Here is a 21,569-nt window from a genome sequence, read left to right as displayed (position 1 = left end):
ATTGCCGCCAGATCAGGGGTGTGAGATAAGGAATTGAACAATGGCTACGGCGGCGAACATGATCAAAAAAGACAGCGATAAACAAAAGGCGCTCGATAGCGCCTTGGCTCAAATCGAACGTCAGTTCGGTAAAGGTTCGATCATGAAAATGGGCGCGGACAATCCCGCCCAAGAAATCGAATCAACCTCAACAGGCTCTCTTGGTCTCGATATTGCCTTGGGCATTGGCGGCCTTCCAAAGGGGCGTATCGTTGAAATTTACGGTCCTGAAAGCTCAGGTAAAACCACGCTGACGTTGCACTGTGTGGCTGAAGAGCAGAGAAAAGGTGGCGTATGTGCCTTTGTCGATGCCGAGCACGCTTTGGATCCTATTTATGCGAAAAAACTTGGTGTTGATCTGGATGAGCTTTTGATTTCACAGCCCGACACAGGTGAGCAAGGTCTTGAAATTGTTGATACCTTGGTGCGCTCTGGTGCTGTATCTATGGTTGTTGTCGACTCCGTTGCCGCGCTGACGCCCAAATCCGAGCTTGAGGGCGACATGGGCGACAGTTCTGTTGGGGTTCAGGCGCGCTTGATGTCGCAAGCGATGCGCAAGCTCACCGGATCGATCAGCAAATCCAAATGTACTGTGATCTTCATTAATCAAATTCGGATGAAAATTGGTGTCATGTTTGGGTCTCCCGAGACCACGTCTGGTGGCAACGCTTTGAAATTCTACTCGTCCGTGCGCCTTGATATTCGCCGTATTGGTGCCATCAAAGATCGCGACGAAATTGTCGGCAATGAAACGCGCGTTAAAGTCGTGAAAAACAAAGTTGCTCCACCGTTTAAAGTGGTCGAATTTGACATCATGTACGGCGAAGGTATTTCCAAAACTGGTGAGCTTTTGGATTTGGGCGTCAAAGGTGGCGTTGTCGATAAATCCGGCTCTTGGTATTCCTATGGCGATGAACGTATTGGGCAAGGGCGTGAAAACGCTAAGAAATTCTTGCGTGATAACAAACAGATGGCTTTGGAAATCGAAGATAAAATTCGCGCCTCTCATGGTCTTGATTTCGACATGGGCGATGCCTCCGACAAATCTGACGTGCTTGACGACGAATAAAGCACCTTGATTTGACCATTTAAAGGGCCGCGGCATCTGTGCTGTGGCCCTTATTCTTTGGTGTTTAGGTGATCTAGAGCGCAGCTTGCCATGGACAGGCCTGACTGGCTTGGGTAAACCCTTTGGGAACAACCGCAAACCAGCCTGCGAGAAGAGCCAAACATGCCAAGTGTCAACGATATTCGCTCCACCTTTTTGAACTATTTCGAGAAAAATGATCACACAATCGTGGACAGCTCTCCGCTGGTGCCGCGCAATGATCCAACCTTGATGTTCGTTAATTCGGGCATGGTTCAGTTTAAAAACTGTTTCACAGGTGTTGAAAAACGCGACTATGTGCGGGCGACCTCGGCGCAAAAATGTGTACGTGCTGGCGGTAAACACAATGATCTCGACAACGTGGGCTACACTGCGCGTCACCACACATTCTTTGAAATGCTCGGAAACTTTTCCTTTGGGGATTATTTCAAGGAAGACGCCATCGCATTTGCATGGAATCTGATCACCAAAGATTTTTCCATTCCTGCTGAGAAACTAACTGTCACGGTCTATCATACCGATGATGAAGCCTACAATATTTGGAAAAAACTCGGAGTGCCGGAAAGCCGGATCATTCGGATCGCCACCTCTGACAACTTTTGGCAAATGGGCGACACGGGACCATGTGGTCCCTGTACTGAAATTTTCTATGATCACGGCGCACATATCTGGGGGGGACCTCCCGGATCGCCCGAGGAAGACGGCGATCGTTTTATCGAAATCTGGAACATCGTTTTTATGCAAAACGAACGCTTTGCAGATGGCTCTATGGTCGATCTTAAAATGCAGTCCATCGACACTGGTATGGGGCTGGAACGCATTGCCGCGCTCTTGCAGGGCAGCCATGACAACTACGACACGGACATGATGAAAGCGCTGATCGAAGCGTCCGCTCATGCCACCCATTCTGATCCTTTCGGTGATCAAAACGTGCATCACCGTGTGATTGCAGACCACCTGCGGTCGACTTCATTCTTGATCGCCGATGGTGTGATGCCGTCAAACGAGGGCCGCGGTTATGTGCTGCGCCGTATCATGCGTCGTGCCATGCGTCATGCGCATCTTTTGGGTGCCAAAGATCCCGTGATGCACCAACTTGTACCTGCGTTAGTGACACAAATGGGCGAGGCCTATCCAGAGCTACGTCACGGCCAAGCTATGATCGAGGAGACGCTTAAGCTCGAAGAAACCCGTTTTAAAACAACGCTAGATCGTGGTTTGCGCCTGTTGGATGACGAACTCAGCGGTTTGCCTGAGGGCTCAAAGTTACCTGGTGCATCCGCCTTTAAACTTTACGACACTTACGGATTTCCGCTTGATTTGACCCAAGATGCTTTGCGCGAAAAGGGACTTGAAGTCGACACAGATGGCTTTGATACCGCCATGGCCGAACAAAAAGCCAAAGCCCGCGCGGCTTGGTCTGGTTCCGGTGCAACTGCGGATGCAACCATCTGGTTCGAAGTGGCCGAAGAACACGGCGTCACCGAATTCCTAGGCTACGACACCGAGGTGGCCGAAGGTCAGGTTTTGACCTTGGTCAAAGATGGGGCTGTAGTGACATCAGCCACGTCTGGCGACGAGGTCTCAATCGTGGTGAACCAAACGCCATTCTACGGCGAAAGCGGTGGTCAGGTTGGCGACAGCGGTATCATTCGTGTGTCCGGCGGTGTGGCCGAGATCACAGACACCAAAAAGGTGGCTGGCGTCTTTATCCACATGGCGAAAATCACAGTGGGCACGATTAAAACCGGTGCATCTGCCGAACTGACTGTGGACAGTGCACGTCGCTCAGCCATCCGCGCCAATCACTCTGCCACGCATTTGCTACACGAAGCGTTGCGCGTTGCCTTGGGCGATCACGTCGCACAGCGCGGGTCGTTGAATGCGCCAGATCGTTTGCGGTTTGATTTCTCGCATAACAAAGGTTTGACGCCAGAAGAATTGGCAAAAGTGGACAGCGATGTAAACGCGTTTATCCGCCAAAATACCCCTGTCGAAACCCGCATTATGACCCCAGATGATGCTCGTAGCATCGGTGCGCAGGCGCAGTTTGGTGAAAAATACGGCGACGAAGTGCGCGTTGTTTCTATGGGCAAGGCTGACACGGGTAAGGGCCATGATGGCAAAACCTATTCGCTGGAACTTTGCGGCGGGACCCATGTCAAACGCACCGGTGATATCGGCGCCTGTGTGGTGCTTGGCGACCAAGCATCATCAGCTGGCGTGCGCCGGATTGAGGCGTTGACGGGGCAAGCCGCGCTTGATCACTTGGCTGCTGAGGCTGATCGTGGAGTTCAAATCGCAGCTTTGCTCAAAACGCCAATCGGCGGTGTCGTGGATCGTGTCAAAGCTTTGGCGGATGAGCGTAAACGACTTGAACAAGAGGTCGCAAATCTGAAAAAAGAGCTTGCGATGTCTGGGGATGGTGCTGCGGATGTTATTGAAATCAATGGTATTAAATTCATCGCGCAAGTTTTGTCTGGTGTGAGCGGCAAAGATCTTCGCGGGTTGATTGATGCTCACAAAGATAACCTTGGATCGGGCGCTGTTTTGCTGATTTCTGAGGATGACGGCAAAGTGGCTGTGGCCACTGGGGTCACAGACGATCTTATTGAAACCCTGTCTGCTGTTGATATTCTCAAAGCGGCAGTTGTCCCACTTGGCGGCAAAGGTGGCGGTGGTCGCCCCAGCATGGCGCAAGGCGGTGGTAAGGATATTTCTGGTGCGGATGAGGCTATTGCAGCCGCATCCAAGGTCTTGGAGGGCTAAAAATGGGCGCACTTTGGATTGCAAATGTCACGGTGACCGACGAGGAAGCTTACGGCAAATACGCAGCGTTGGCAGGGCCGGCGATCGCGAAACATGGCGGTGAATTCATCGCGCGAGCGGCACGTTTTGTGCAGCTTGAAGGGCGTGAACGGCCCCGCAATGTTGTGGCTAAGTTTCCAGATTTGGATACGGCTGTGGCATGCTATAACTCACCAGAATATCAAGAAGCACTCGATTTTGCGCGCGGCGCGTCAACGCGCGAGTTGATGGTGATTGAGACCTCTGATTAAACAAAAAGGACACGGCATATGATTATTCATTCTGTCTACTGTGCTATACGTGCAGAGACTGAACAGAAAAAGATCGATGCGGTTTTCGCCAAATTGGAAAAGCTCGTCACAGTTTGTGACGGGCTTTTATCATTTCAGACGGGGCCTAATATTGATTTAGAGCACAAATCGCAAAAGTTTACTCATGGGTTTGTCATGAAGTTCGACAGCCAATCCGCGCTTGAAGCCTATGCTGTGCATCCCGATCATATCGCGGCTGGCGGTGATTTGGTGGCTATTTGTGAGGGTGGTGGGGATGGCATTATGGTGTTTGATCTCGCCGTTTGACGTCGTAATGAGACTCTAAAACGCAAAACGCCCGCTGTTTTCAGCGGGCGTTTGTTATTTATTTAGAATGGCTTATTTGCCAGATTTGCCTTGGCGCTTACGATCCACTGGATCAAGGAAGCGCTTGCGCAAGCGGATCGCGTTTGGTGTAACCTCAACCAGTTCATCGTCATCAATGTAGGCAATCGCTTGCTCAAGAGACAATTTCACGGGTGTAGTCAGTTTCACCGCTTCATCTGTACCAGAGGCACGAACGTTGGTGAGCTGCTTACCTTTGAGAGGGTTCACTTCGAGATCGTTTTCACGTGAGTGCTGACCGATGATCATGCCTTGGTACACGTCTTCTTGTGGGCTGATAAAGAAGAAACCACGATCTTCCAATTTCCACATGGCGTAGGAAACGGCTTTACCTGCATCCATAGAGATCAAAACACCAGCGCGGCGGCCTGGGATGTGACCTTTGTGTGGCGCCCATTCGAGGAACACACGGTTCAAAACGCCAGTGCCGCGCGTATCAGTTAAGAACTCGCCGTGGTAGCCGATGAGGCCACGGGACGGAACATTCGCGATGATGCGTGTTTTGCCGTTTTGCTGGCGCATCTCGGCCAAATCACCCTTGCGTGCGCCTGTGAGTTTTTCAATCACAGCACCAGAGTATTCGTCATCCACGTCAATAGTGACTTCTTCGATTGGCTCCATTTTGACGCCATCGATGTTGCGGATCAAAACCTGTGGGCGCGAGATGGACAGCTCAAAGCCTTCGCGACGCATGTTTTCAATCAAAACACCCATTTGAAGCTCGCCACGACCGGCAACTTCGAACGAGTCACCACCAGCTGAGTCAGTGACTTTTATCGCCACGTTCACTTCAGCTTCTTTCATCAAACGGTCACGGATGATGCGGGACTGAACTTTTTTACCATCGCGGCCAGCAAGCGGGCTGTCGTTGATACCAAAGGTCACTGTGATGGTTGGCGGATCGATTGGTTGTGCTTCGAGTGGTTTCTCAATTTCCAAGGCACACAATGTGTCGGAAACAGTCGCTTTGCTCATGCCAGCAACAGAAACGATGTCGCCTGCAACAGCTTCTTCGATGTCTTGCATGCCAAGGCCGCGGAACGCTTGGATTTTCTTGATCTGGAATTGCTCAATTTTTTGGCCGTTGCGTGTCAGTGCTTGCACTGTTGCGCCAGTTTTGAGCGTGCCTGTTTCAACACGGCCCGTTAGAATACGACCGAGGAATGGATCAGCGCCCAAAGTTGTGGCGAGCATTGAGAACGCTTCGTCACGTTGTTTCAACTGCTTAGGGGCAGGGACGTGGTTGATGACAAGATCAAACAACGCGGACAAATCTTTGCGTGGACCGTCCAGTTCGTTGTCACACCAGCCAGAACGACCAGACGCGTACAAGTGTGGGAAATCAAGTTGATCGTCGTTTGCGTCAAGTGAGCCAAACAGGTCAAAACACTCGTCCAGCGCGCGATCAGGTTCTGCGTCTGGTTTGTCGACTTTGTTCAAAACAACAATCGGACGCAGGCCCAAAGCAAGTGCTTTAGATGTCACGAATTTGGTTTGTGGCATGGGGCCTTCTGCGGCATCCACGAGCAACACAACACCGTCGACCATGGACAGAATACGTTCCACTTCGCCACCAAAGTCGGCGTGACCTGGTGTATCGATGATGTTGATACGGTGGCCTTTCCACTCGACGGATGTCGCTTTGGCAAGGATGGTGATCCCGCGCTCGCGTTCCAAGTCGTTGCTGTCCATAGCGCGCTCAGTTGTCGCTTGGTTTGTGCGGTATGTGCCGGACTGTTTGAGCAGCTCGTCAACGAGGGTCGTTTTGCCGTGGTCAACGTGGGCAATGATAGCAATGTTGCGAAGATCCATGCTTGGTCTTTCTTTTAATCCATAGGGGTTGCGCGCGGCATAGCCTTTGAAAGACCAAAAGGCCAGCCTGAATTGATGAATAGGCCAATGAAACTGCTGTTTGTGTAATTGCATTCTTGTGCAACTTGGGGGAGTGTGCCCAAAATTTTAGCTAAAGGCAGTGAGTTGATGGATACGAGTGAGACATTTCAAGTTCAGTTTAAGGGCAATGCGCAAACCTATTTTGGGATTTGGATCGTCAATCTTCTTCTAACAATCGTTACATTCGGTATTTATTCCGCATGGGCCAAGGTCCGTACCAAAAAGTATTTTGCGCAAAACACGTCGATAGATGGGCGCAGGTTTGATTATCATGCGACAGGCAAGCAAATTTTGATCGGTCGATTGATTGTTGGGGGAGGTTATATTGCTATGAACGTTTTGTTTTCTATTGCCCCCATTGTCGGTGGCGCTTTGTTCGTGGCCTTTATGTTTGCGGTGCCTTACCTGATCAACCGCTCGATCGCGTTTAACGCGCGGATGACCAGTTTTTCAGGCATACGTTTCGGGTTTACTGGATCGTATTGGCGCGCTGTTTTGGTGTATTTTGTGTATCCGTTCCTTTCATTGCTCACGCTGTATCTGACAATGCCGTTCGTATCGCGCGCCCAGCATAGGTATTATGTGTCGCGTCATCGTTATGGCACTGCACAGTTCGCGTTCGACAGCAAAGTCGGCCCGTTTTACAAAGCGTTTTTGTTGGCTGTCGCTTGGGTGGTGGGTATTTCAGTTGTGGGCATTGTTGTCGTGGCCGCTATGATCTTTGGTTCGCCAGCGGTCATGTTAGATTTGCTATCAGCTGAAGCTGACGGGAATGATCTGGGGATTGGACACATCATCGGTATGGGGCTTTTTTCTGTGTTGATTTTGATCGCCATCTTACCTGCGGGCTATATCTATCAAGCCTATTTGCGCAACGCTGTTTATGCGGGCGCGTCTGTGGCTGGCGGGCACAGTTTCACATCGGTCGTTAAGCCAGCAAAACTGTTGTGGATCGCTTTGTCCAATGCAGCCATCGTTGTCGTCACGATTGGCCTGATGCACCCATGGGCGCGTGTGCGCATGGCACGGTATATGGCGGCAAGCACTTATATCACCGTTGAAGGATCCATGGATGGGATCGTCGGCGAAGAGCAAGAAAAAGTCTCTGCTCTTGGGGATGCTTTCACCGATTTCGAAGGGATAGACGTTGACTTTGCCCTCTAATCATTACGGACAAAACAATTTTGGCGCTGTGGATGGCTACGCTTATGCAGCGCAGCTGTCGACCCGCGTTTCTGCGCGACTTTTGCGAGATGCGCAGGGACTTAGGCTTGTCGATCAAGCAGGTGAAACGCTTTGCACAGGTGCGCCTAGCGAACGCGAACGCATTTCAGGCGGGCCGTGTTTGATGACATTTGGCACGGCTTGGACATTTGACACAGATGACATTCAAGGCGTCGAACTGTTGCTTGGTCCCTCTGATGATGACTGGCTGTCCAGCCTTGAGGTGTGGCACCCGCGGTTGTTCGCGGTTGTCGCAGGCTGTTTGATTGGGGTGTTGATCATCTGGAAATGGGGCTTGGATATCTTGGTTGCCGGTGCGATCGCGCTGACCCCGACCGGTTTTGTCTCAACCATCGATACAGGCAACCTTGCCGCCATGGACCGGTTTTTGACAGCACCGACAGAGTTATCACAATCCGACCAAGACATGGTGCGTGATATATTTGCGGCTATCAAAGACCACGCCCCTTATGCGCCGTACGGCGATTACACGCTTGAATTTCGCAAGGCCGATGTGATCGGACCCAATGCCTTTGCTTTGCCCGGTGGGACCGTCGTGGTGACGGACGCCTTGGTGAACGATTTCAACGATCCCAACATCATTGCAGGCATTTTGGGGCATGAACTAGCCCACGTGTCCGAACGCCATTCTTTGCGCCAGCTGTATCGTTCTTTGTCCGTTTATGTGCTGATTGCCATGATGGCAGGGGATGTTGGCCCTATTTTGGAGGACGTTCTGCTTGAAGGCAGTGCCTTGGCGTCTTTGGCCTATTCGCGCGATCACGAAGCGTCGGCAGATGTGATCGGGATCAAAACTTCACATGCTGCGGGTTATGATCCTGCGGCTTTGGCGGAATTCTTTGAACAACTGACCGAAGATTATGGTGAGAGTGGTCCTGAATGGATGTCGACCCATCCGTCAAATGCCGAGCGGATCGAAACAATCAAAAAATTGGCGGCCGAGCAATAAGTTTGGCCCTCAATGTATGTTTAGGGCCACTTCAGGTCGCGATATAACGATCACGGCGGTGATTGATGGCGATCACCATATTGACCACAGCCGCGCCCAAAAGCGAATAGGCAACAAGCGGTAATGGCATGAAAAATGCAGCGACGGCAAAAAGGCAGGCATCAAAAATCAATTGGACATAGCCAGCTTTAAACTGGGTCGCGTCCTGCACGTAGAGTGCCAAAATCCCAATGCCCCCAAGCGAGCCTCCGTGACGAATGATCGCCATCAGCCCTGAGGCACTCATGAAACCGACCATCACTGCGCCAAAGGCAGGGTTGAGGTGGTCAAACGAGATTAGCATAGGGAAAACCTCTGCAAACAGCGAAATCAACGCGACGCAGGCAAAAGTTTTCACCATAAATTTTTTGCCCATCCGCTTGTAACCAAACCAGTAAAACGGAATGTTTACAGCGAAAAAGACCCAACCAAAAGGCGCGTCGATGATGTATGAAATCAACAGGGCAAGGCCCGCTGTTTGTCCTGTCACCAAGCCCAAGGATTTGAGCATGACCAAAGCCAACGCGCATATCGCCGTTCCATAGACAAAGGCTTGGGCGTCTTCAAAAAGGGTATGTTTGGTCGGGCTTTTCTCTGATTTGGACATAGGACTTAAGGCTCAATTCTGCACTAGATTAACTCGCGATATAGATGTCGCGTCTGTGGTTAAACGCGATAACGCCGTTCAAAATCAAAGCTCCAAACAGCGAATACAACACCACATGCGCGTCAAACAAAAAGAAAGCAACGGTGAAAAGCACCACATCAAAGGCGATCTGCACAAGGCCCGCACGGATGCCAAAGTGATCCTGCGCGATCAACGCCAAGACCCCCAAGCCCCCCAATGACGATTTGTGACGAAAAACGCCGAGCAACCCAAAGCCCGTTAAGACACCAAAAGCGATGGTGCCAAAGATCGGATTGAGCGTTTCAAAGGTCATGAGGGGTGGAATATAAGCCATCATGATCGACAAAAGCGTGACGGATATCGTGGATTTGATTGTGAACTCTTTGCCCATACGAAAGTAAGCAAGCACATAGAATGGAATGTTGATCAGCCAAAAGGCCCATGAAAATGACAGGCCTGTGAGATAGGAAATGATCAGGGCAAGCCCCGCTGTTTGGCCCGTCAAAAATCCAAGGTTCGATATGAAGCTCAGGCCAATGGCTGTGGTCACCAATGCAATGGCGAGCCCTTGGACATCTTCAATAAGCGTATGCTTGGGGGGATTTTCGGGAAGGGGATGAGGTGCTGGCATATTGTTACATATAGGGCAGCAATATTGACCTGTCTAGCCTGATTGGAGTCACGCACCAGTTTCACCGCATTTGCTCGAAAAAACGGCAGATGATCAGGTTACCTGCGAAATACATCATAGGTTCGTTCTGCTGTCTTTATTCGACCCAAATACGCTGTGCTTGAAACAATACCAAGGTTTGCGCCAATTGCGATGATGTACCTGTTGGCGCAGTTTGGGGATGGGCTTGCGCGTTGGCGCGCTCCATCTTTGACAATTGATCACTGAGATATTCGGTCGGATCACCAAACCGATGTGACATGTCCAATTGCTCTTTGACGGATGCAATCACGTCTGTCGGGCGGGTCGGGTCATAATTGGGGTCAAATTCGTAGCCCGCATCATTGAGCGTTTCTGTCATATGAGATCGCCACTTTTCGCCGCGGGTTTCAAGCCCAAGAATAAAACCCACATCATCATACCCCGAGGCACGTAATTCTTTGGCCATTTTATCAACATCGCGAGGGGAAATGTCTGTGAGGTCATGTTTGGCAAAAACAGCATCAGATGACACCGCGCGTTTGGACGATTGGACATCTGTGGTGTTGCGGTTCTGTGTGTTAGTGGACGCATCTTGCGCAGACGATTCGCCATGTCGTGTGGCGGATGACGCGGTTTGGGCAGCCTGAGAATAGGCATTGGAAATCTGCATAGCGGGAAACCTTCTGTCTTCCGTGATCTTAGGCAGAACATGGGGTTAGGAGATTTAAAACCAAGCTAACAGATAAAATTGCATCTAAATATTACATCGAAAACATGGCCGAATACGCAGATGTTTTCGATAAAATTTGAACGACCTATGAAATAGCCCGTTCAAACTGTTCAAATTCAGCCAAAGAGTAAAGACAGGCCTAAGAGCGCGGAAAAGCCGCCCAGAATGCGGGGTGCATTTTCACTGACGCGTTTCATATATTGGGCCATCAAGATACCAAGCGCATGTAGCGTGGCGGTGACTAATACAAACCCAATCCCAAAGGCGAGGGGCGTGGCATTGCCAAGTTCGGCCCCATGGGCATGACCGTGAAATAGGCCAAAAAAACCGGCAAGTGCGATGGCAAACGGCACATAAAGGCGCAGCACAAACAAAGCGCAGAGCCCAAGAACGATGCTTGAAATCACGATAATAGGTTCAACAAAAGGCAAGCTGACACCTGCGCGGGCAGCGACAAAACCAAACGCCATGGTGGTGACAAAACCCAAGGGCACAGCCCAAATGGCACGTCCGCCAATTTGCAAAGCCCAGACGCCAACAACAACCATTGCAAGGATGTGATCAAGGCCAAAGATGGGGTGCAAAGCACCGGACATAAAAGAATCTAGAGGGGAAGTGGTCATAAGTGTCTCTTTTCAAAGATGGACATAGCGCCCCGGAATGGGTCGCGCCTAGGTGCGTGTGTAGCGCGACGGCACGCATAATTTCAAGCTTATAGAGTGGCGTACCAAACATCTATGGCGCATAAAAAAGGCCGCAGCTTGCGCCGCGGCCTGATGTTCTTAGACGTTGTAGGCTTGATTAGTTTACCAGTGCCGCGTTGAGGTTTTCTTCGATTTTTTCCAAGAACCCAATCGTTGTCAGCCATTTTTGATCTGGCCCGACCAACAGAGCAAGGTCTTTGGTCATGAAACCGCTTTCGACAGTATCGACGATCACTTTTTCCAAAGTCTCAACAAAATGCATCAATTCGGTGTTGCTATCGAGTTTGGCGCGGTGTTTTAGGCCCCCAGTCCACGCGTAGATGGATGCGATGGAATTGGTTGATGTCGCTTCGCCTTTTTGGTGCTGGCGGTAGTGACGGGTCACTGTGCCATGGGCCGCTTCTGCTTCGACAATCTTGCCGTCTGGTGTCATCAATTGTGATGTCATCAAGCCGAGCGAACCGAACCCTTGGGCCACTGTGTCTGACTGCACATCGCCGTCATAGTTTTTACAGGCCCAGACAAACTTGCCGTTCCATTTCATGCAGCAGGCGACCATGTCATCGATCAAGCGGTGCTCGTACCAGATGCCAGCTTCTTTGAACTGCTCTTCGAATTCTGCCTCGAAAATCTCTTGGAACAGGTCTTTGAAGCGCCCGTCATAGGCTTTGAGGATGGTGTTTTTGGTAGACAAATACACAGGCCAGCCAAGGTTGAGCCCATAGTTCAAAGACGCACGCGCAAAGTCACGGATGCTGTCATCAAGGTTGTACATTGCTTGATACACACCAGCAGACGGCGCATCGTAAACTTCGCGTTCAATGATCGTGCCATCGACGCCCTCAAATTTCATCGTCAGTTTGCCAGCGCCCGGGAATTGAAAATCGGTGGCTTTATATTGGTCGCCAAACGCATGACGCCCGATCACGATGGGATCAGACCAACCGGGCACAAGGCGCGGTACGTTTTGGCAGATGATAGGCTGGCGAAACACAACGCCGCCCAAAATGTTGCGGATGGTGCCGTTGGGCGATTTCCACATCTTTTTCAGACCGAATTCTTTAACGCGATCCTCATCTGGCGTGATGGTCGCACATTTGACCGCAACACCAACTTCTTTGGTTTTCATTGCCGCGTCGATGGTGATCTGATCTTCGGTGCGATCACGCTCTTCAATCCCAAGATCGTAATAGAGCAGCTCTAGATCGAGATAGGGCAGGATCAGCTTGTCTTTGATGAACTGCCAGATGATGCGTGTCATCTCGTCGCCGTCCATCTCTACGATGGGATTGTCTACCTTGATCTTCTTCATCGAAAGGCTCCTAAAAAAGTCTGGGGTGTTGTGGGTTTTGTAACCAAGTTGAGCGGTGTTGTGAAGTGTGTATACCTTGGTATACCAAGTTTTCGTCGCGTATGCCTGTATACTGTGCGATCTGCATGTCACCAGCTCTATGCGATCTTATTGAAGAAAGGTTTAGGGGAGTTTTCACTGTGGTGTTTGCAAATATGACAAAAAGAACGTGCAAGTCAGTGATGTGAAGTCCTGTTTTGTGGGGTAAAATAATACCTATTTTATAACGTGTTGTTATTGAATGATTAATTGTATTTTTGCTGTCTTGACTGCGCCACACAAACCTATAGAACACCCCAATCTGAATTCTCGACCTTTTAAGGGTAGTCCTATGAAAACTTTCTCCGTTACGCCTGCGGACATAGACAAGAAATGGATCATCATCGACGCTGAAGGCGTTGTTCTTGGCCGTCTTGCATCTATCGTCGCTATGCGTCTTCGTGGCAAACACAAAGCCACATTCACGCCATCCATGGATATGGGTGACAACGTTATTATCGTGAACGCTGACAAAATTCAGCTGACAGGTAAAAAACGTACTGACAAACTGTTCTACTGGCACACTGGTCACCCAGGTGGCATCAAACAGCGTTCTATGGAACAAATCCTCGAGGGCAAACACCCTGAGCGCGTTGTGATCAAAGCTGTTCAGCGCATGCTTCCAGGTGGCAAACTGTCCCGTCAGCAAATGACGAACCTGCGTGTATACGCTGGCACAGAGCACCCACACGAAGCTCAGAACCCTTCAGTTCTGGACGTTAAGTCAATGAACTCTAAAAACACTCGGAGCGCATAATCATGACTGATGAAATCAAATCATTGGAAGAGCTTAACGACGTTGCTGGTGAAACAGTTGTAGAAGTTAAAGCACTTCCAGAACCAGTACGTGACGCGCTTGGTCGCGCTTACGCAACTGGCAAACGTAAAGATGCAGTTGCGCGCGTTTGGATCAAACCTGGTTCAGGTAAAGTGATCGTAAACGGCAAAGACCAAGACAAATACTTTGCACGCCCAGTGCTGCAAATGATCTTGCGTCAACCATTCTCCGTTGCTGGTGTTGAAGGCGAATTCGACGTCTTCGCAACAGTCAAAGGTGGCGGTCTGTCCGGTCAAGCTGGTGCGGTTAAGCACGGCATTTCCAAAGCTCTCCAACTCTACACACCTGAGTTGCGCGGCGCTTTGAAAGCAGCTGGCTTCCTCACACGCGACTCTCGCGTTGTTGAGCGTAAAAAATTCGGCCGCCGCAAAGCGCGTCGTTCTTTCCAGTTCTCAAAGCGTTAATCGCTTTGTCCAAGATCTTTGGATCTTGGTGCATACAAAATTTCAAAGGGCTGCCTCAGGGCGGCCCTTTTTTGTTGCGTCTCATATGTTGAATTGGCCAAAGCAGTGAAAACTGTGGTGTGCTATCAGACGTTGGGCCGGTAGCTGGCAAGCTTTAGACCAAACCCAATAAACACCACACCAGTTATACCTTTGATCCAACGTTGAAAATTGCCACTACGCGCGGCCTTTGTCAGTCTCGCAAACAAAACAACCATTGCACTGAACCAAATTGCGTTGATCATTGAATGAATGAACACAAGCAGGAATGATGCTGCGGCAGTCGTCTCGCCGATCGTGATGAATTGTGGAAACGCCGCCAAGTAAAACATCGATACCTTGGGATTCAGTGCATTTGTCAAAAAGCCTTCCACGAAAGCTTTTGGCAAGGTTCTGCTATTTTTCGCGGGGCTGATCTTTTGGCTGTTTTCAATGCCTTTAAATGCAGTCGCGAGTGCTTTGATCCCGGTCCAGCACAGGTAAGCTGCCCCGAGGTATTTCACGATGGTAAAAGCCGTGGCCGAATGCACCAAGATGACGGAAATGCCGAGCACCGACAAAGTGCCGTGTACATAAAAGGCCGCCACAAACCCCAACACGTTGGCAAAACCTGCGGCCCGCCCAGAGGTTGGCACGGTCTTTGCGATCAACACACCGTTGGGGCCCGGAGACATGACCAACAAAGAGGCAATAAAAGCGAATGTAATAATTTCGGACCAAGACATAAGGCAATACTTTGTTTCTTTAGAATGCGCAGTCTTGTGTGTCAGTTCAACGACGTGATCAAGCGAAATTTATGCACTTATTACTCATCTGCAGGAATAAGACCAAGCCCGCGTAAATAAATTCCGATGCCCGTTTCCAGCAAATCTTCGGGCGGGAAGGGGCTTTTGGTGCCGGGTGAATTACGGGCAAACAGTTCGACAACACCATGGCTCATCGCCCAAATATGCGCGGCAAACATTTGGGGCGGCGGGCGGCGATCTACGGGAATGTGCTGGGATAATTTCTCAGCGGACTTTTCCAAAACCCCCAGCGCGCGCGATGACACTTGATACAGCTCAGGCGTGCGCTGAATAGAAATACCGCTTTCAAACATCGCCACATAATGCCCGGGATATTTGCGAGCAAACGCCAAATAAGCGCGTCCTGTGGCTTCAAACGCTGCCCGATCAGAGGGCTGACCTTTTTCATAGGCGTATTCCAGCAGGTCGGCAAAGACCTCATAGCCCTGACGCGCAATTTCGGCGATCAAATCTTCGCGGCCTTCAAAGTGGCGATATACCGCAGCAGGAGTGACGCCAGCGGTTTTTGCGGCCTCAGACAACGTGAACCCCGTTGGTCCCTTGGCCTCAATCAAAGTCAGAGCCGCATCCACAAGGGCTTGGCGCAAATTGCCGTGATGATAGCCACGCTTTGTCATTAGGTTTCAGACCCCGTGTCCAGCATATCAGGGCCGCCCGTGATTTTTTTGTCGGCGGCACAAGCCACTTTTTTGTCTTTGCCTTTGTAATCTATCTGGCTCAAAACGGCGCGGATCGCATTGAGACGCGCGCGATATTTGTCGTCAGAGCGCACGACGGTCCACGGCGCGCTATCGCTGTGTGAACGGTCCAGCGTTTCGGTGATCGCATCCGTATAGGCGTCCCATTTGGATAGGCCTTTGACGTCAATGTCGGACAATTTCCAGTGTTTCAAAGGGTCTTTTTCGCGGGCCAAAAAACGGCGCAACTGTTCGGCACGTCCGACATTGAGCCAGATTTTGAAAAGCTGAATCCCGTCATCGACTAGCATCTGTTCAAAGGGCTGTAGTTGTGTGAAAAAGTGTTCGCGCTGCGCGTCGTCACAAAACCCAAAAACCTTTTCGACAACACCGCGATTATACCACGAGCGGTCGAACAAAACGACTTCACCTTCGGACGGTAGGTGTTTGATATAACGCTGAAAGTACCATTCTCCACGTTCGCGCTCATTGGGTTTTGACAGTGCAACAACACGGGCAGAGCGTGGGTTTAGGTTTTCGCGGAACCGCTTGATCGTGCCACCTTTTCCCGCAGCATCGCGGCCCTCAAACACCACAACAATACGCTTTCCTGTGGTGTTAACATCGCACAGCATCTTAACCAGCTCGCGCTGAAGCTCTTCCATTTCGTCTTCATAGTCAGATTTTTTCATCCAAGTGTCATAGGGATAGCTTGGAGCTAGGATGTCTTTTTTTTCGCCATCTTCAATCGCATCGCGGATATCTGCAGGGGCGTCTTTTTCGAAATACTTAGAAATTTCGCCATCAAAAGGTAAATTTGTCATAGCCTGCCTCGCGAGTGTTATTTTTCACTGTGTTTTGTGTAATATGGGCCGTTTATTGGGGCAGCGCAATGGACGTGGCGAAATCTCGCAACGTCAATTTAGCGCAGCACGTGCCGCGGCGCGGATCACTGCATTTTCCACATCTTCTAAGGCGCAGTGGTGAGGCATGTGCCCAATCCCATCAAGTTCCGTCAACCGGTTCATTTCCATTTCATCATCCAAAGGAATGGCGTGGATTAGGTGATGCACAATCTGATCTGCCGTGCCATGTAAGCTTTCAACAGGCAGGCCAATGGTTGGATAGCGCTCAGCCATTTTGGCCAACTGCGCCTTAAGCTTGACCCTTTGGCGGGCATTCAGCAATAGCGTGTGGGGGCGCAAAGATCGCATCGGTTGAAACGTGTCGATATAGCCATCAGGCGCCGATTGTGGTGTGAAAACCTGTTCGACCTGAGCATTGATGTATTTTTTGGGCGTATAGGCTGCGATCAGCCATGCCGTGATTTTTCCAACGATTGGCGTTGTCAAAACGCGGTATAAAAATGCGGGTGGCGCGTCCCATACATGTGAAGGACTTGAGAGCAAAACCAAAGCCGCCACATCATCTGGCGTATCCAGCGCCATGGCAAGCGCGACCGCACCGCCGTAAGATTGTCCCAAGATAATCGGTTTGCGACTGTCGCGTGCAAACACGGCTTCGCGGATGGCGCGGGCTTGCGACACAAGGTCTTCGCCATAGGGCAGCATGGGGGAATGACCAAATCCGGGGCGATCCACCACGTAGATGCGAAACATATCTTCAAGTTCGGGAACAAGCGAATACGTCATGTCAAAGGTGGATCCAGACATGCCATGGATTAAAATCAATGGCTGAGCTCGCGATGGTCCATAGGTTTCGACATGCACGACCGCGCCGCTGGCACCTTTGATCAATTCCCCGCGCAGAGGGTTTCGTTTTTCAGCTTTTTGACCGCGATGCAGCGCAAGCACGATGGTGATCGTCGCCGCAAGGATTAAAAAACTGAGTGCGCTAACCACCAATTTTATCCAAATCATAATAGGTGGATTGATAGATTTCGTTGATCCAGTTGCCGTAAAGCAGATGCGCATGTGAGCGCCATCTGTTGACGGGGTTTGAGGATGGATCATCATTTTGATAATAGTTCTGGGGCACAAGTATGGGTTTGCCCTCTTGTTTGTCGCGCATCAGTTCTTCGTGCAAAGTGTCGGTGTCATATTCAAAGTGGTTGAAGATATACAGCGCACGGTGTTCGGGATCTTGCACAAGACAAGGCCCAGTTTCATCTGAGCCAAGCAGCGGGATCAAACCGGGGGCTGCCTCAATTTCAGACATCTGCATTTCGGTCCAGCGGCTGACTGGAATGTAGCATTCATCTGAAAACCCACGCAAATAGGGCGATGAGGGGGCCAAATTATTTTGCCGAAACAGGCCAAAGGCTTTGTTTTTCAAAATATGTTTTTTCACACCGTGGAAATAGTTGATCATCGCCATTCCGCCCCAGCACACGCCAAAGGTGGAATGCACATGGGTTTGGGTCCAGTCAAACACGTCTTTGAGTTCGCCCCAATAGGTCACATCATCAAACGGCAGGTGTTCAATCGGTGCGCCTGTAATGATCAGCCCGTCAAACTTTTCACCCGAGGCTTTCACCTCATCAAAAGGGCGATAAAACTGCGCCATATGTTCTGCGGCGGTGTTTTTGGTTTGATGTTCGCTCATACGGATCAGTTGAAAATCAATCTGCAACGGAGTCGCGCCGATCAAACGGGCAAACTGGTTTTCAGTTTGGATTTTCTTTGGCATCAGATTGAGCAAAGCGATCCGCAAAGGGCGGATTTCTTGCGTTTGTGCCCGCCCAAGTCCCATAACCATGACGCCCTCAGTCGACAGAACGTCAAAGGCGGGCAGGGTTTCTGGCAGAGTGATGGGCATGGGGCTAAACTTTCAAAAAGGGGTAGTGGTGAGTGTAGGAGAAAATACTTAATGTCTGGTAACGGCTTGATCAAGCGCGTGAGCAATCACAGCGTCAAATGCCTCTGGAGTTTGGGCTTTGGCGATATCTTTGGCACGCACAGTGATGCCCCAGTTGTCGGCCATCGCTTGGTAGCGCGGTTGGCGGTGTGCCAAGGCGCGCGCATAGGTGTAGCGAATGAAATCGTTGGGATTCACTTCGGCGCTTGAGACGCCTTTTTCGCGCAAATATTCAGACCAAATAGCATCCAAAAATTCAGGCTGGTAGGCCATAGGTTTGGGTGCGCGATCAAAGCGGCGAACCAATTCTTCGGTGTGATCTTCTGAGCCTTTGATCCAAACCAAAAGCGCTTGATCGGATAGGGCTTTCAAAATTGGATCATGCGGATCATGCGCATCGACCCATTCACAAATGGACCCGCCTGTGTCGCAAATGAAATTCGGATAATCGTAGAGGTTCTGCGCGCGATCAACAAAGTGGCCTGTGTCCAAAAGCGCTGAAATTTCAGCATCTCTAAACGCATTTTGGCGGTCTTTATAGGTTTCAATTGACAACCCGCCAAGCGCTTCATTTCCAGGCTTGCCAAGGAAATACGACACAGGCGCCAAGTTGTTGAACGAGATATTGGATTTGATGAAAATACTGTCGGACAAAAGCTGTTCGCGCAAAACAGGCACCTTCATCGCCTCAGCTTTAAGATTGTCGTCAATCGCTTCGCCCAAGTACCGTGTGCCTATACGGTAGTCGACCGAATAGTGGTACCAGTCCTTTGTCTCGCGTAACATATTGGAAATATGTGTTTTTCCAAGTCCAGACATCCCAAAAAGAATGATCTTTTTGGCTTTACTGCCCAGCCAGTTGTCCCCTGATATCTTGCGCATATATCGTCCCTTTTCTTGCCCCCCTTGGGTGCCATGCGCAGGCAAACAGAGCAAGGGGTTTCATGGGTTCAACGTGGTTTGAAAACCAATCGCACAACGCGGCCATCGATGATTAAAAGCCCCGCAGCAATCAACCCAAAGCCTGCATAGACATTGGCTGATAGGGTTTCGCCCAGCAACACAGCGCCCAAAACAACCCCGACAGGGGCCACCAGCAATGTCACCAAAGTCGTGTTTCCAGATCCGGCTGATTTGATCACTTTAAACATAATAAGATAGGCCAAAGCCGTTGCCAGCACAGCAATATAGGCCAAAGCGCCCCATGTCGCGCCTGTGTATGTCGCCACATCTGGGATACCGTATTTATATAAGCTCAAGGGGATCATCGCGACAGACCCGCCTGAAAGCATGCCCGCGGCGGCGACTTCAGGGCGAACATTCGACAAAAATAGGCGCGACAAAACAACGCCAAATGCATAACAAAGTGACGAGCCTATAAGGGCAAGTTGGCCAGCCGATCGCAGATCGAAACTGTGCAAAGCGCTGAGGCCGATCACAGTGGACACGCCCAAAAATCCCAGCAACACGCCGACAGCTTTACGTGCGCCCAAACGTTCATCGCGAAACACAAGTGTTGCGACAACAGGGCCAAACAGGGCTGTGGCTGCATTCAAAATCGACGCAAGTCCTGATGGGATATATTGTTGCCCCCAAGTGATTAATGCAAAAGGCATGGCAACGTTTTCGATTCCGATAATCACGAACCAAACCCACGTCATACCAAGTTTGGGAACAGGCAGGCCGCGCAAAATGATGTAGGCCCATAAGATCACCGAAGCACAGCCAATCCGCAACGCCACCAATGTTTCAAATGGCAATTGGCGCAGCAAGATTTCGATCGATACGAACGAGCCGCCCCATAAAAAACCAAGAGCGATAAGCCCGAACCAAGCGTTGCGTGAAATTGTCTTTTGCGGTGCCATAGGATGTCCTTTGAACGATGCGCGACCCTGCCGTACCGCGCTGTTTTTGGCAAACCGAAAATTGTGCAAACCCCCATCACCAAATTTGATTGATTAAAGGGAAATAGGTTGGTCTGGGCAGGGGGGGGACCCAATAAAAAAAGGCCCCGCACTGGTGCGAGGCCTAAAACCGATTGTGTTGTGTCGTTTAGAACGTGTGAGAGAGCTTCAGACCAAACCCAAAGGCCGAATTATCAGAGAAATCAGTGGCATTGCCGCTGATGTCCGTGGTTGTGTCGCCGATCCAAACATAGGAGACACCACCTGAAATAGCCGTTTGTTCGTTGATTTTGTATTTAACACCAGCCGTAATAGAGGTGTACCCATCTGTTGGCGAGAGGTTGCCTGAGACACCGCCTTTGGATTCTTCATACCCAACGGATACAGAGCCAGACAGTTTGTCGTTAAACCGACGGCCTATGCCGAGGCTATAGGACACTGTATCATCAGCATGATCGACCAAGTTGTCACCTGTAGCAACATATGTTGTATATAAGTCTGGGGTGATGGTGGTGCTGCTCCATTCGGCCCAACGGGCAGAGAACATCAAAAGTGTGTCTGCCGCAATTCCCGTTTGGAAATCGAAATTAACCGTTTGGGGCATCGTGACATCCAGTGCCGAGTCTGCGGCACCTACGCCTGTCAAATCTTCAGATGCTGTAAACGCGATGTCTGTGGCCGAGCTATAAGTCAAAGAGGCGCGCAACGCGATATCTGGAATTTCATAGGCTGCACCAAGAATATAGCCCCAGTCGTTTTCTGTCGTTGTGTCTAAAGAATATCCAGCAAAGGGCAATTCAACTTCACCATGAGATGTCAGGTGCTTGATGCCGCCCAAAACCGAAATACGGTCACTGAACTTATATCTCAGCAAGGCTGTGATACCTGTCGTCGTCACGGTCGCCTTCGAGCCCGCCAGAGCGTAGCCTGTGCCCGTTGGATAGTCGACATCTGCGCCAAAAGGTTGATCGATGATCAAGGCCATTGAAAGGGAATCCGATAGGTCGCGTTTATATGCACCCGCAACGCGGGTATAAGATGGCGCCATTGAACCAGAACTGACGCCAAGAGTGCCTGATACGCTTGGCGTAATTGACCCAAAGCTCAATTCAACATACGAGCCGTCTTCAAAAATGGGTGCAATGGATTGCCCTGAGCGATCCATACCACCTGCAAAAGCGCCTGTAGCTCCAACAGCAAGGCTTGCTGCAAGAAGAGTTGTATTTTTCATTTTTTCCATCCC

Annotated in this window: 22 protein-coding genes; 8 read left to right on the top strand and 14 right to left on the bottom strand. The window is 50.4% G+C overall.

Annotation, left to right across the window (positions count from 1 at the left end):
* Positions 1–40: 40 nt before the first annotated feature.
* The 4 genes from recA to BM025_RS10265 all read left to right on the top strand — a co-directional run bounded on the left by recA (position 41) and on the right by BM025_RS10265 (position 4,533).
* Complete coding sequence (gene recA / locus BM025_RS10280) at positions 41–1,108, top strand: recombinase RecA (protein ID WP_085849510.1); 1,068 nt, start codon at positions 41–43, stop codon at positions 1,106–1,108.
* Between the two features lie 162 nt (positions 1,109–1,270).
* Positions 1,271–3,916 carry an alanine--tRNA ligase gene (gene alaS / locus BM025_RS10275; RefSeq protein ID WP_085849509.1) on the top strand — a complete coding sequence of 882 codons (2,646 nt, stop codon included), beginning with the start codon at positions 1,271–1,273 and terminating at the stop codon, positions 3,914–3,916.
* Positions 3,917–3,918: 2 nt separating this feature from the next.
* Positions 3,919–4,206, top strand: coding sequence for a DUF1330 domain-containing protein (locus tag BM025_RS10270; protein ID WP_085849508.1), 288 nt, complete (start codon positions 3,919–3,921; stop codon positions 4,204–4,206).
* A gap of 18 nt (positions 4,207–4,224) precedes the next feature.
* The gene (locus tag BM025_RS10265) at positions 4,225–4,533 is read left to right on the top strand and encodes a Dabb family protein (protein WP_085849507.1); all 309 of its coding nucleotides are present in this window, start codon (positions 4,225–4,227) and stop codon (positions 4,531–4,533) included.
* 72 nt (positions 4,534–4,605) lie between these two features.
* Here the strand turns inward: BM025_RS10265 and typA are convergent, their stop codons facing one another.
* On the bottom strand, positions 4,606–6,423 hold the full coding sequence (typA, locus tag BM025_RS10260; RefSeq protein WP_085849628.1) for a translational GTPase TypA: 1,818 nt from the start codon (positions 6,421–6,423) through the stop codon (positions 4,606–4,608).
* Between the two features lie 168 nt (positions 6,424–6,591).
* Between typA and BM025_RS10255 the strand changes: the two genes are divergently transcribed.
* Both BM025_RS10255 and BM025_RS10250 read left to right on the top strand, forming a co-directional pair.
* A complete protein-coding gene (locus tag BM025_RS10255) occupies positions 6,592–7,668 on the top strand; it encodes a YjgN family protein (protein WP_085849506.1) in 1,077 nt (358 codons plus the stop codon).
* On the top strand, positions 7,652–8,698 hold the full coding sequence (locus tag BM025_RS10250) for a M48 family metallopeptidase (protein ID WP_085849505.1): 1,047 nt from the start codon (positions 7,652–7,654) through the stop codon (positions 8,696–8,698). The genes BM025_RS10255 and BM025_RS10250 overlap by 17 nt, the downstream gene beginning before the upstream one ends.
* A 31-nt stretch (positions 8,699–8,729) precedes the next feature.
* Here BM025_RS10250 and BM025_RS10245 read toward each other — a convergent pair whose 3' ends face one another.
* The 5 genes from BM025_RS10245 to BM025_RS10225 all read right to left on the bottom strand — a co-directional run bounded on the left by BM025_RS10245 (position 8,730) and on the right by BM025_RS10225 (position 12,763).
* Positions 8,730–9,344: a YitT family protein gene (locus BM025_RS10245; protein WP_085849504.1), complete on the bottom strand. Its 615-nt coding sequence runs from the start codon at positions 9,342–9,344 to the stop codon at positions 8,730–8,732.
* Positions 9,345–9,372: 28 nt separating this feature from the next.
* Complete coding sequence (locus BM025_RS10240; RefSeq protein ID WP_085849503.1) at positions 9,373–9,996, bottom strand: YitT family protein; 624 nt, start codon at positions 9,994–9,996, stop codon at positions 9,373–9,375.
* A gap of 136 nt (positions 9,997–10,132) precedes the next feature.
* A complete protein-coding gene (locus BM025_RS10235) occupies positions 10,133–10,687 on the bottom strand; it encodes a hypothetical protein (RefSeq protein ID WP_085849502.1) in 555 nt (184 codons plus the stop codon).
* A 176-nt stretch (positions 10,688–10,863) separates the two neighbouring features.
* Complete coding sequence (locus tag BM025_RS10230; protein WP_085849501.1) at positions 10,864–11,370, bottom strand: HupE/UreJ family protein; 507 nt, start codon at positions 11,368–11,370, stop codon at positions 10,864–10,866.
* 178 nt (positions 11,371–11,548) lie between these two features.
* On the bottom strand, positions 11,549–12,763 hold the full coding sequence (locus tag BM025_RS10225) for an NADP-dependent isocitrate dehydrogenase (protein ID WP_085849500.1): 1,215 nt from the start codon (positions 12,761–12,763) through the stop codon (positions 11,549–11,551).
* A gap of 370 nt (positions 12,764–13,133) precedes the next feature.
* On the opposite strand from BM025_RS10225, the gene rplM reads away from it, so the two are divergent.
* Together rplM and rpsI are read left to right on the top strand one after the other, a co-directional pair.
* On the top strand, positions 13,134–13,598 hold the full coding sequence (gene rplM, locus BM025_RS10220) for a 50S ribosomal protein L13 (protein ID WP_085849499.1): 465 nt from the start codon (positions 13,134–13,136) through the stop codon (positions 13,596–13,598).
* A gap of 2 nt (positions 13,599–13,600) precedes the next feature.
* Positions 13,601–14,083, top strand: a complete 483-nt coding sequence (rpsI, locus tag BM025_RS10215; RefSeq protein WP_085849498.1) for a 30S ribosomal protein S9 — start codon at positions 13,601–13,603, stop codon at positions 14,081–14,083.
* A gap of 125 nt (positions 14,084–14,208) precedes the next feature.
* Here rpsI and BM025_RS10210 read toward each other — a convergent pair whose 3' ends face one another.
* From BM025_RS10210 to BM025_RS10175, 8 genes are all read right to left on the bottom strand, one after another.
* Positions 14,209–14,847 carry a LysE family translocator gene (locus tag BM025_RS10210; protein ID WP_085849497.1) on the bottom strand — a complete coding sequence of 213 codons (639 nt, stop codon included), beginning with the start codon at positions 14,845–14,847 and terminating at the stop codon, positions 14,209–14,211.
* 80 nt (positions 14,848–14,927) lie between these two features.
* Positions 14,928–15,545, bottom strand: coding sequence for a TetR/AcrR family transcriptional regulator (locus BM025_RS10205; protein ID WP_085849496.1), 618 nt, complete (start codon positions 15,543–15,545; stop codon positions 14,928–14,930).
* Positions 15,545–16,429 (bottom strand): polyphosphate kinase 2, encoded by an 885-nt coding sequence (gene ppk2 / locus BM025_RS10200; protein ID WP_085849495.1) that lies wholly within the window; start codon positions 16,427–16,429, stop codon positions 15,545–15,547. The genes BM025_RS10205 and ppk2 overlap by 1 nt, the downstream gene beginning before the upstream one ends.
* A 93-nt stretch (positions 16,430–16,522) precedes the next feature.
* Complete coding sequence (locus BM025_RS10195) at positions 16,523–17,467, bottom strand: alpha/beta fold hydrolase (RefSeq protein WP_170842171.1); 945 nt, start codon at positions 17,465–17,467, stop codon at positions 16,523–16,525.
* Complete coding sequence (locus BM025_RS10190) at positions 17,460–18,383, bottom strand: homoserine O-succinyltransferase (protein WP_085849493.1); 924 nt, start codon at positions 18,381–18,383, stop codon at positions 17,460–17,462. Before BM025_RS10190 ends, BM025_RS10195 begins: the two co-directional genes overlap by 8 nt.
* Before the next feature lie 48 nt (positions 18,384–18,431).
* On the bottom strand, positions 18,432–19,304 hold the full coding sequence (locus BM025_RS10185; RefSeq protein ID WP_085849492.1) for an ATPase: 873 nt from the start codon (positions 19,302–19,304) through the stop codon (positions 18,432–18,434).
* A 68-nt stretch (positions 19,305–19,372) separates the two neighbouring features.
* Entirely contained in the window at positions 19,373–20,287 is a 915-nt protein-coding gene (locus BM025_RS10180; protein WP_085849491.1) for a DMT family transporter, read from the bottom strand.
* A 187-nt stretch (positions 20,288–20,474) separates the two neighbouring features.
* Entirely contained in the window at positions 20,475–21,557 is a 1,083-nt protein-coding gene (locus tag BM025_RS10175) for an OmpP1/FadL family transporter (RefSeq protein WP_170842170.1), read from the bottom strand.
* Between the last annotated feature and the right edge of the window lie 12 nt (positions 21,558–21,569).

The organism is Pacificibacter marinus (genome assembly GCF_900109555.1).
In the GTDB taxonomy this organism is placed as follows: domain Bacteria; phylum Pseudomonadota; class Alphaproteobacteria; order Rhodobacterales; family Rhodobacteraceae; genus Celeribacter; species Celeribacter marinus_C.
Note: the sequence above shows the minus strand (reverse complement) of the source record. Positions and strands in the feature narration are given on the sequence as shown.

Coding starts and splice junctions, on each gene's coding strand:
- recA (WP_085849510.1), top strand. CDS start 41: ATGGCTACGGCGGCGAACATGATCAAAAAAGACAGCGATAAACAAAAG.
- alaS (WP_085849509.1), top strand. CDS start 1,271: ATGCCAAGTGTCAACGATATTCGCTCCACCTTTTTGAACTATTTCGAG.
- BM025_RS10270 (WP_085849508.1), top strand. CDS start 3,919: ATGGGCGCACTTTGGATTGCAAATGTCACGGTGACCGACGAGGAAGCT.
- BM025_RS10265 (WP_085849507.1), top strand. CDS start 4,225: ATGATTATTCATTCTGTCTACTGTGCTATACGTGCAGAGACTGAACAG.
- typA (WP_085849628.1), bottom strand. CDS start 6,423: ATGGATCTTCGCAACATTGCTATCATTGCCCACGTTGACCACGGCAAA.
- BM025_RS10255 (WP_085849506.1), top strand. CDS start 6,592: ATGGATACGAGTGAGACATTTCAAGTTCAGTTTAAGGGCAATGCGCAA.
- BM025_RS10245 (WP_085849504.1), bottom strand. CDS start 9,344: ATGTCCAAATCAGAGAAAAGCCCGACCAAACATACCCTTTTTGAAGAC.
- BM025_RS10240 (WP_085849503.1), bottom strand. CDS start 9,996: ATGCCAGCACCTCATCCCCTTCCCGAAAATCCCCCCAAGCATACGCTT.
- BM025_RS10235 (WP_085849502.1), bottom strand. CDS start 10,687: ATGCAGATTTCCAATGCCTATTCTCAGGCTGCCCAAACCGCGTCATCC.
- BM025_RS10230 (WP_085849501.1), bottom strand. CDS start 11,370: ATGACCACTTCCCCTCTAGATTCTTTTATGTCCGGTGCTTTGCACCCC.
- BM025_RS10225 (WP_085849500.1), bottom strand. CDS start 12,763: ATGAAGAAGATCAAGGTAGACAATCCCATCGTAGAGATGGACGGCGAC.
- rplM (WP_085849499.1), top strand. CDS start 13,134: ATGAAAACTTTCTCCGTTACGCCTGCGGACATAGACAAGAAATGGATC.
- rpsI (WP_085849498.1), top strand. CDS start 13,601: ATGACTGATGAAATCAAATCATTGGAAGAGCTTAACGACGTTGCTGGT.
- BM025_RS10210 (WP_085849497.1), bottom strand. CDS start 14,847: ATGTCTTGGTCCGAAATTATTACATTCGCTTTTATTGCCTCTTTGTTG.
- BM025_RS10205 (WP_085849496.1), bottom strand. CDS start 15,545: ATGACAAAGCGTGGCTATCATCACGGCAATTTGCGCCAAGCCCTTGTG.
- ppk2 (WP_085849495.1), bottom strand. CDS start 16,429: ATGACAAATTTACCTTTTGATGGCGAAATTTCTAAGTATTTCGAAAAA.
- BM025_RS10190 (WP_085849493.1), bottom strand. CDS start 18,383: ATGCCCATCACTCTGCCAGAAACCCTGCCCGCCTTTGACGTTCTGTCG.
- BM025_RS10185 (WP_085849492.1), bottom strand. CDS start 19,304: ATGCGCAAGATATCAGGGGACAACTGGCTGGGCAGTAAAGCCAAAAAG.
- BM025_RS10180 (WP_085849491.1), bottom strand. CDS start 20,287: ATGGCACCGCAAAAGACAATTTCACGCAACGCTTGGTTCGGGCTTATC.
- BM025_RS10175 (WP_170842170.1), bottom strand. CDS start 21,557: ATGAAAAATACAACTCTTCTTGCAGCAAGCCTTGCTGTTGGAGCTACA.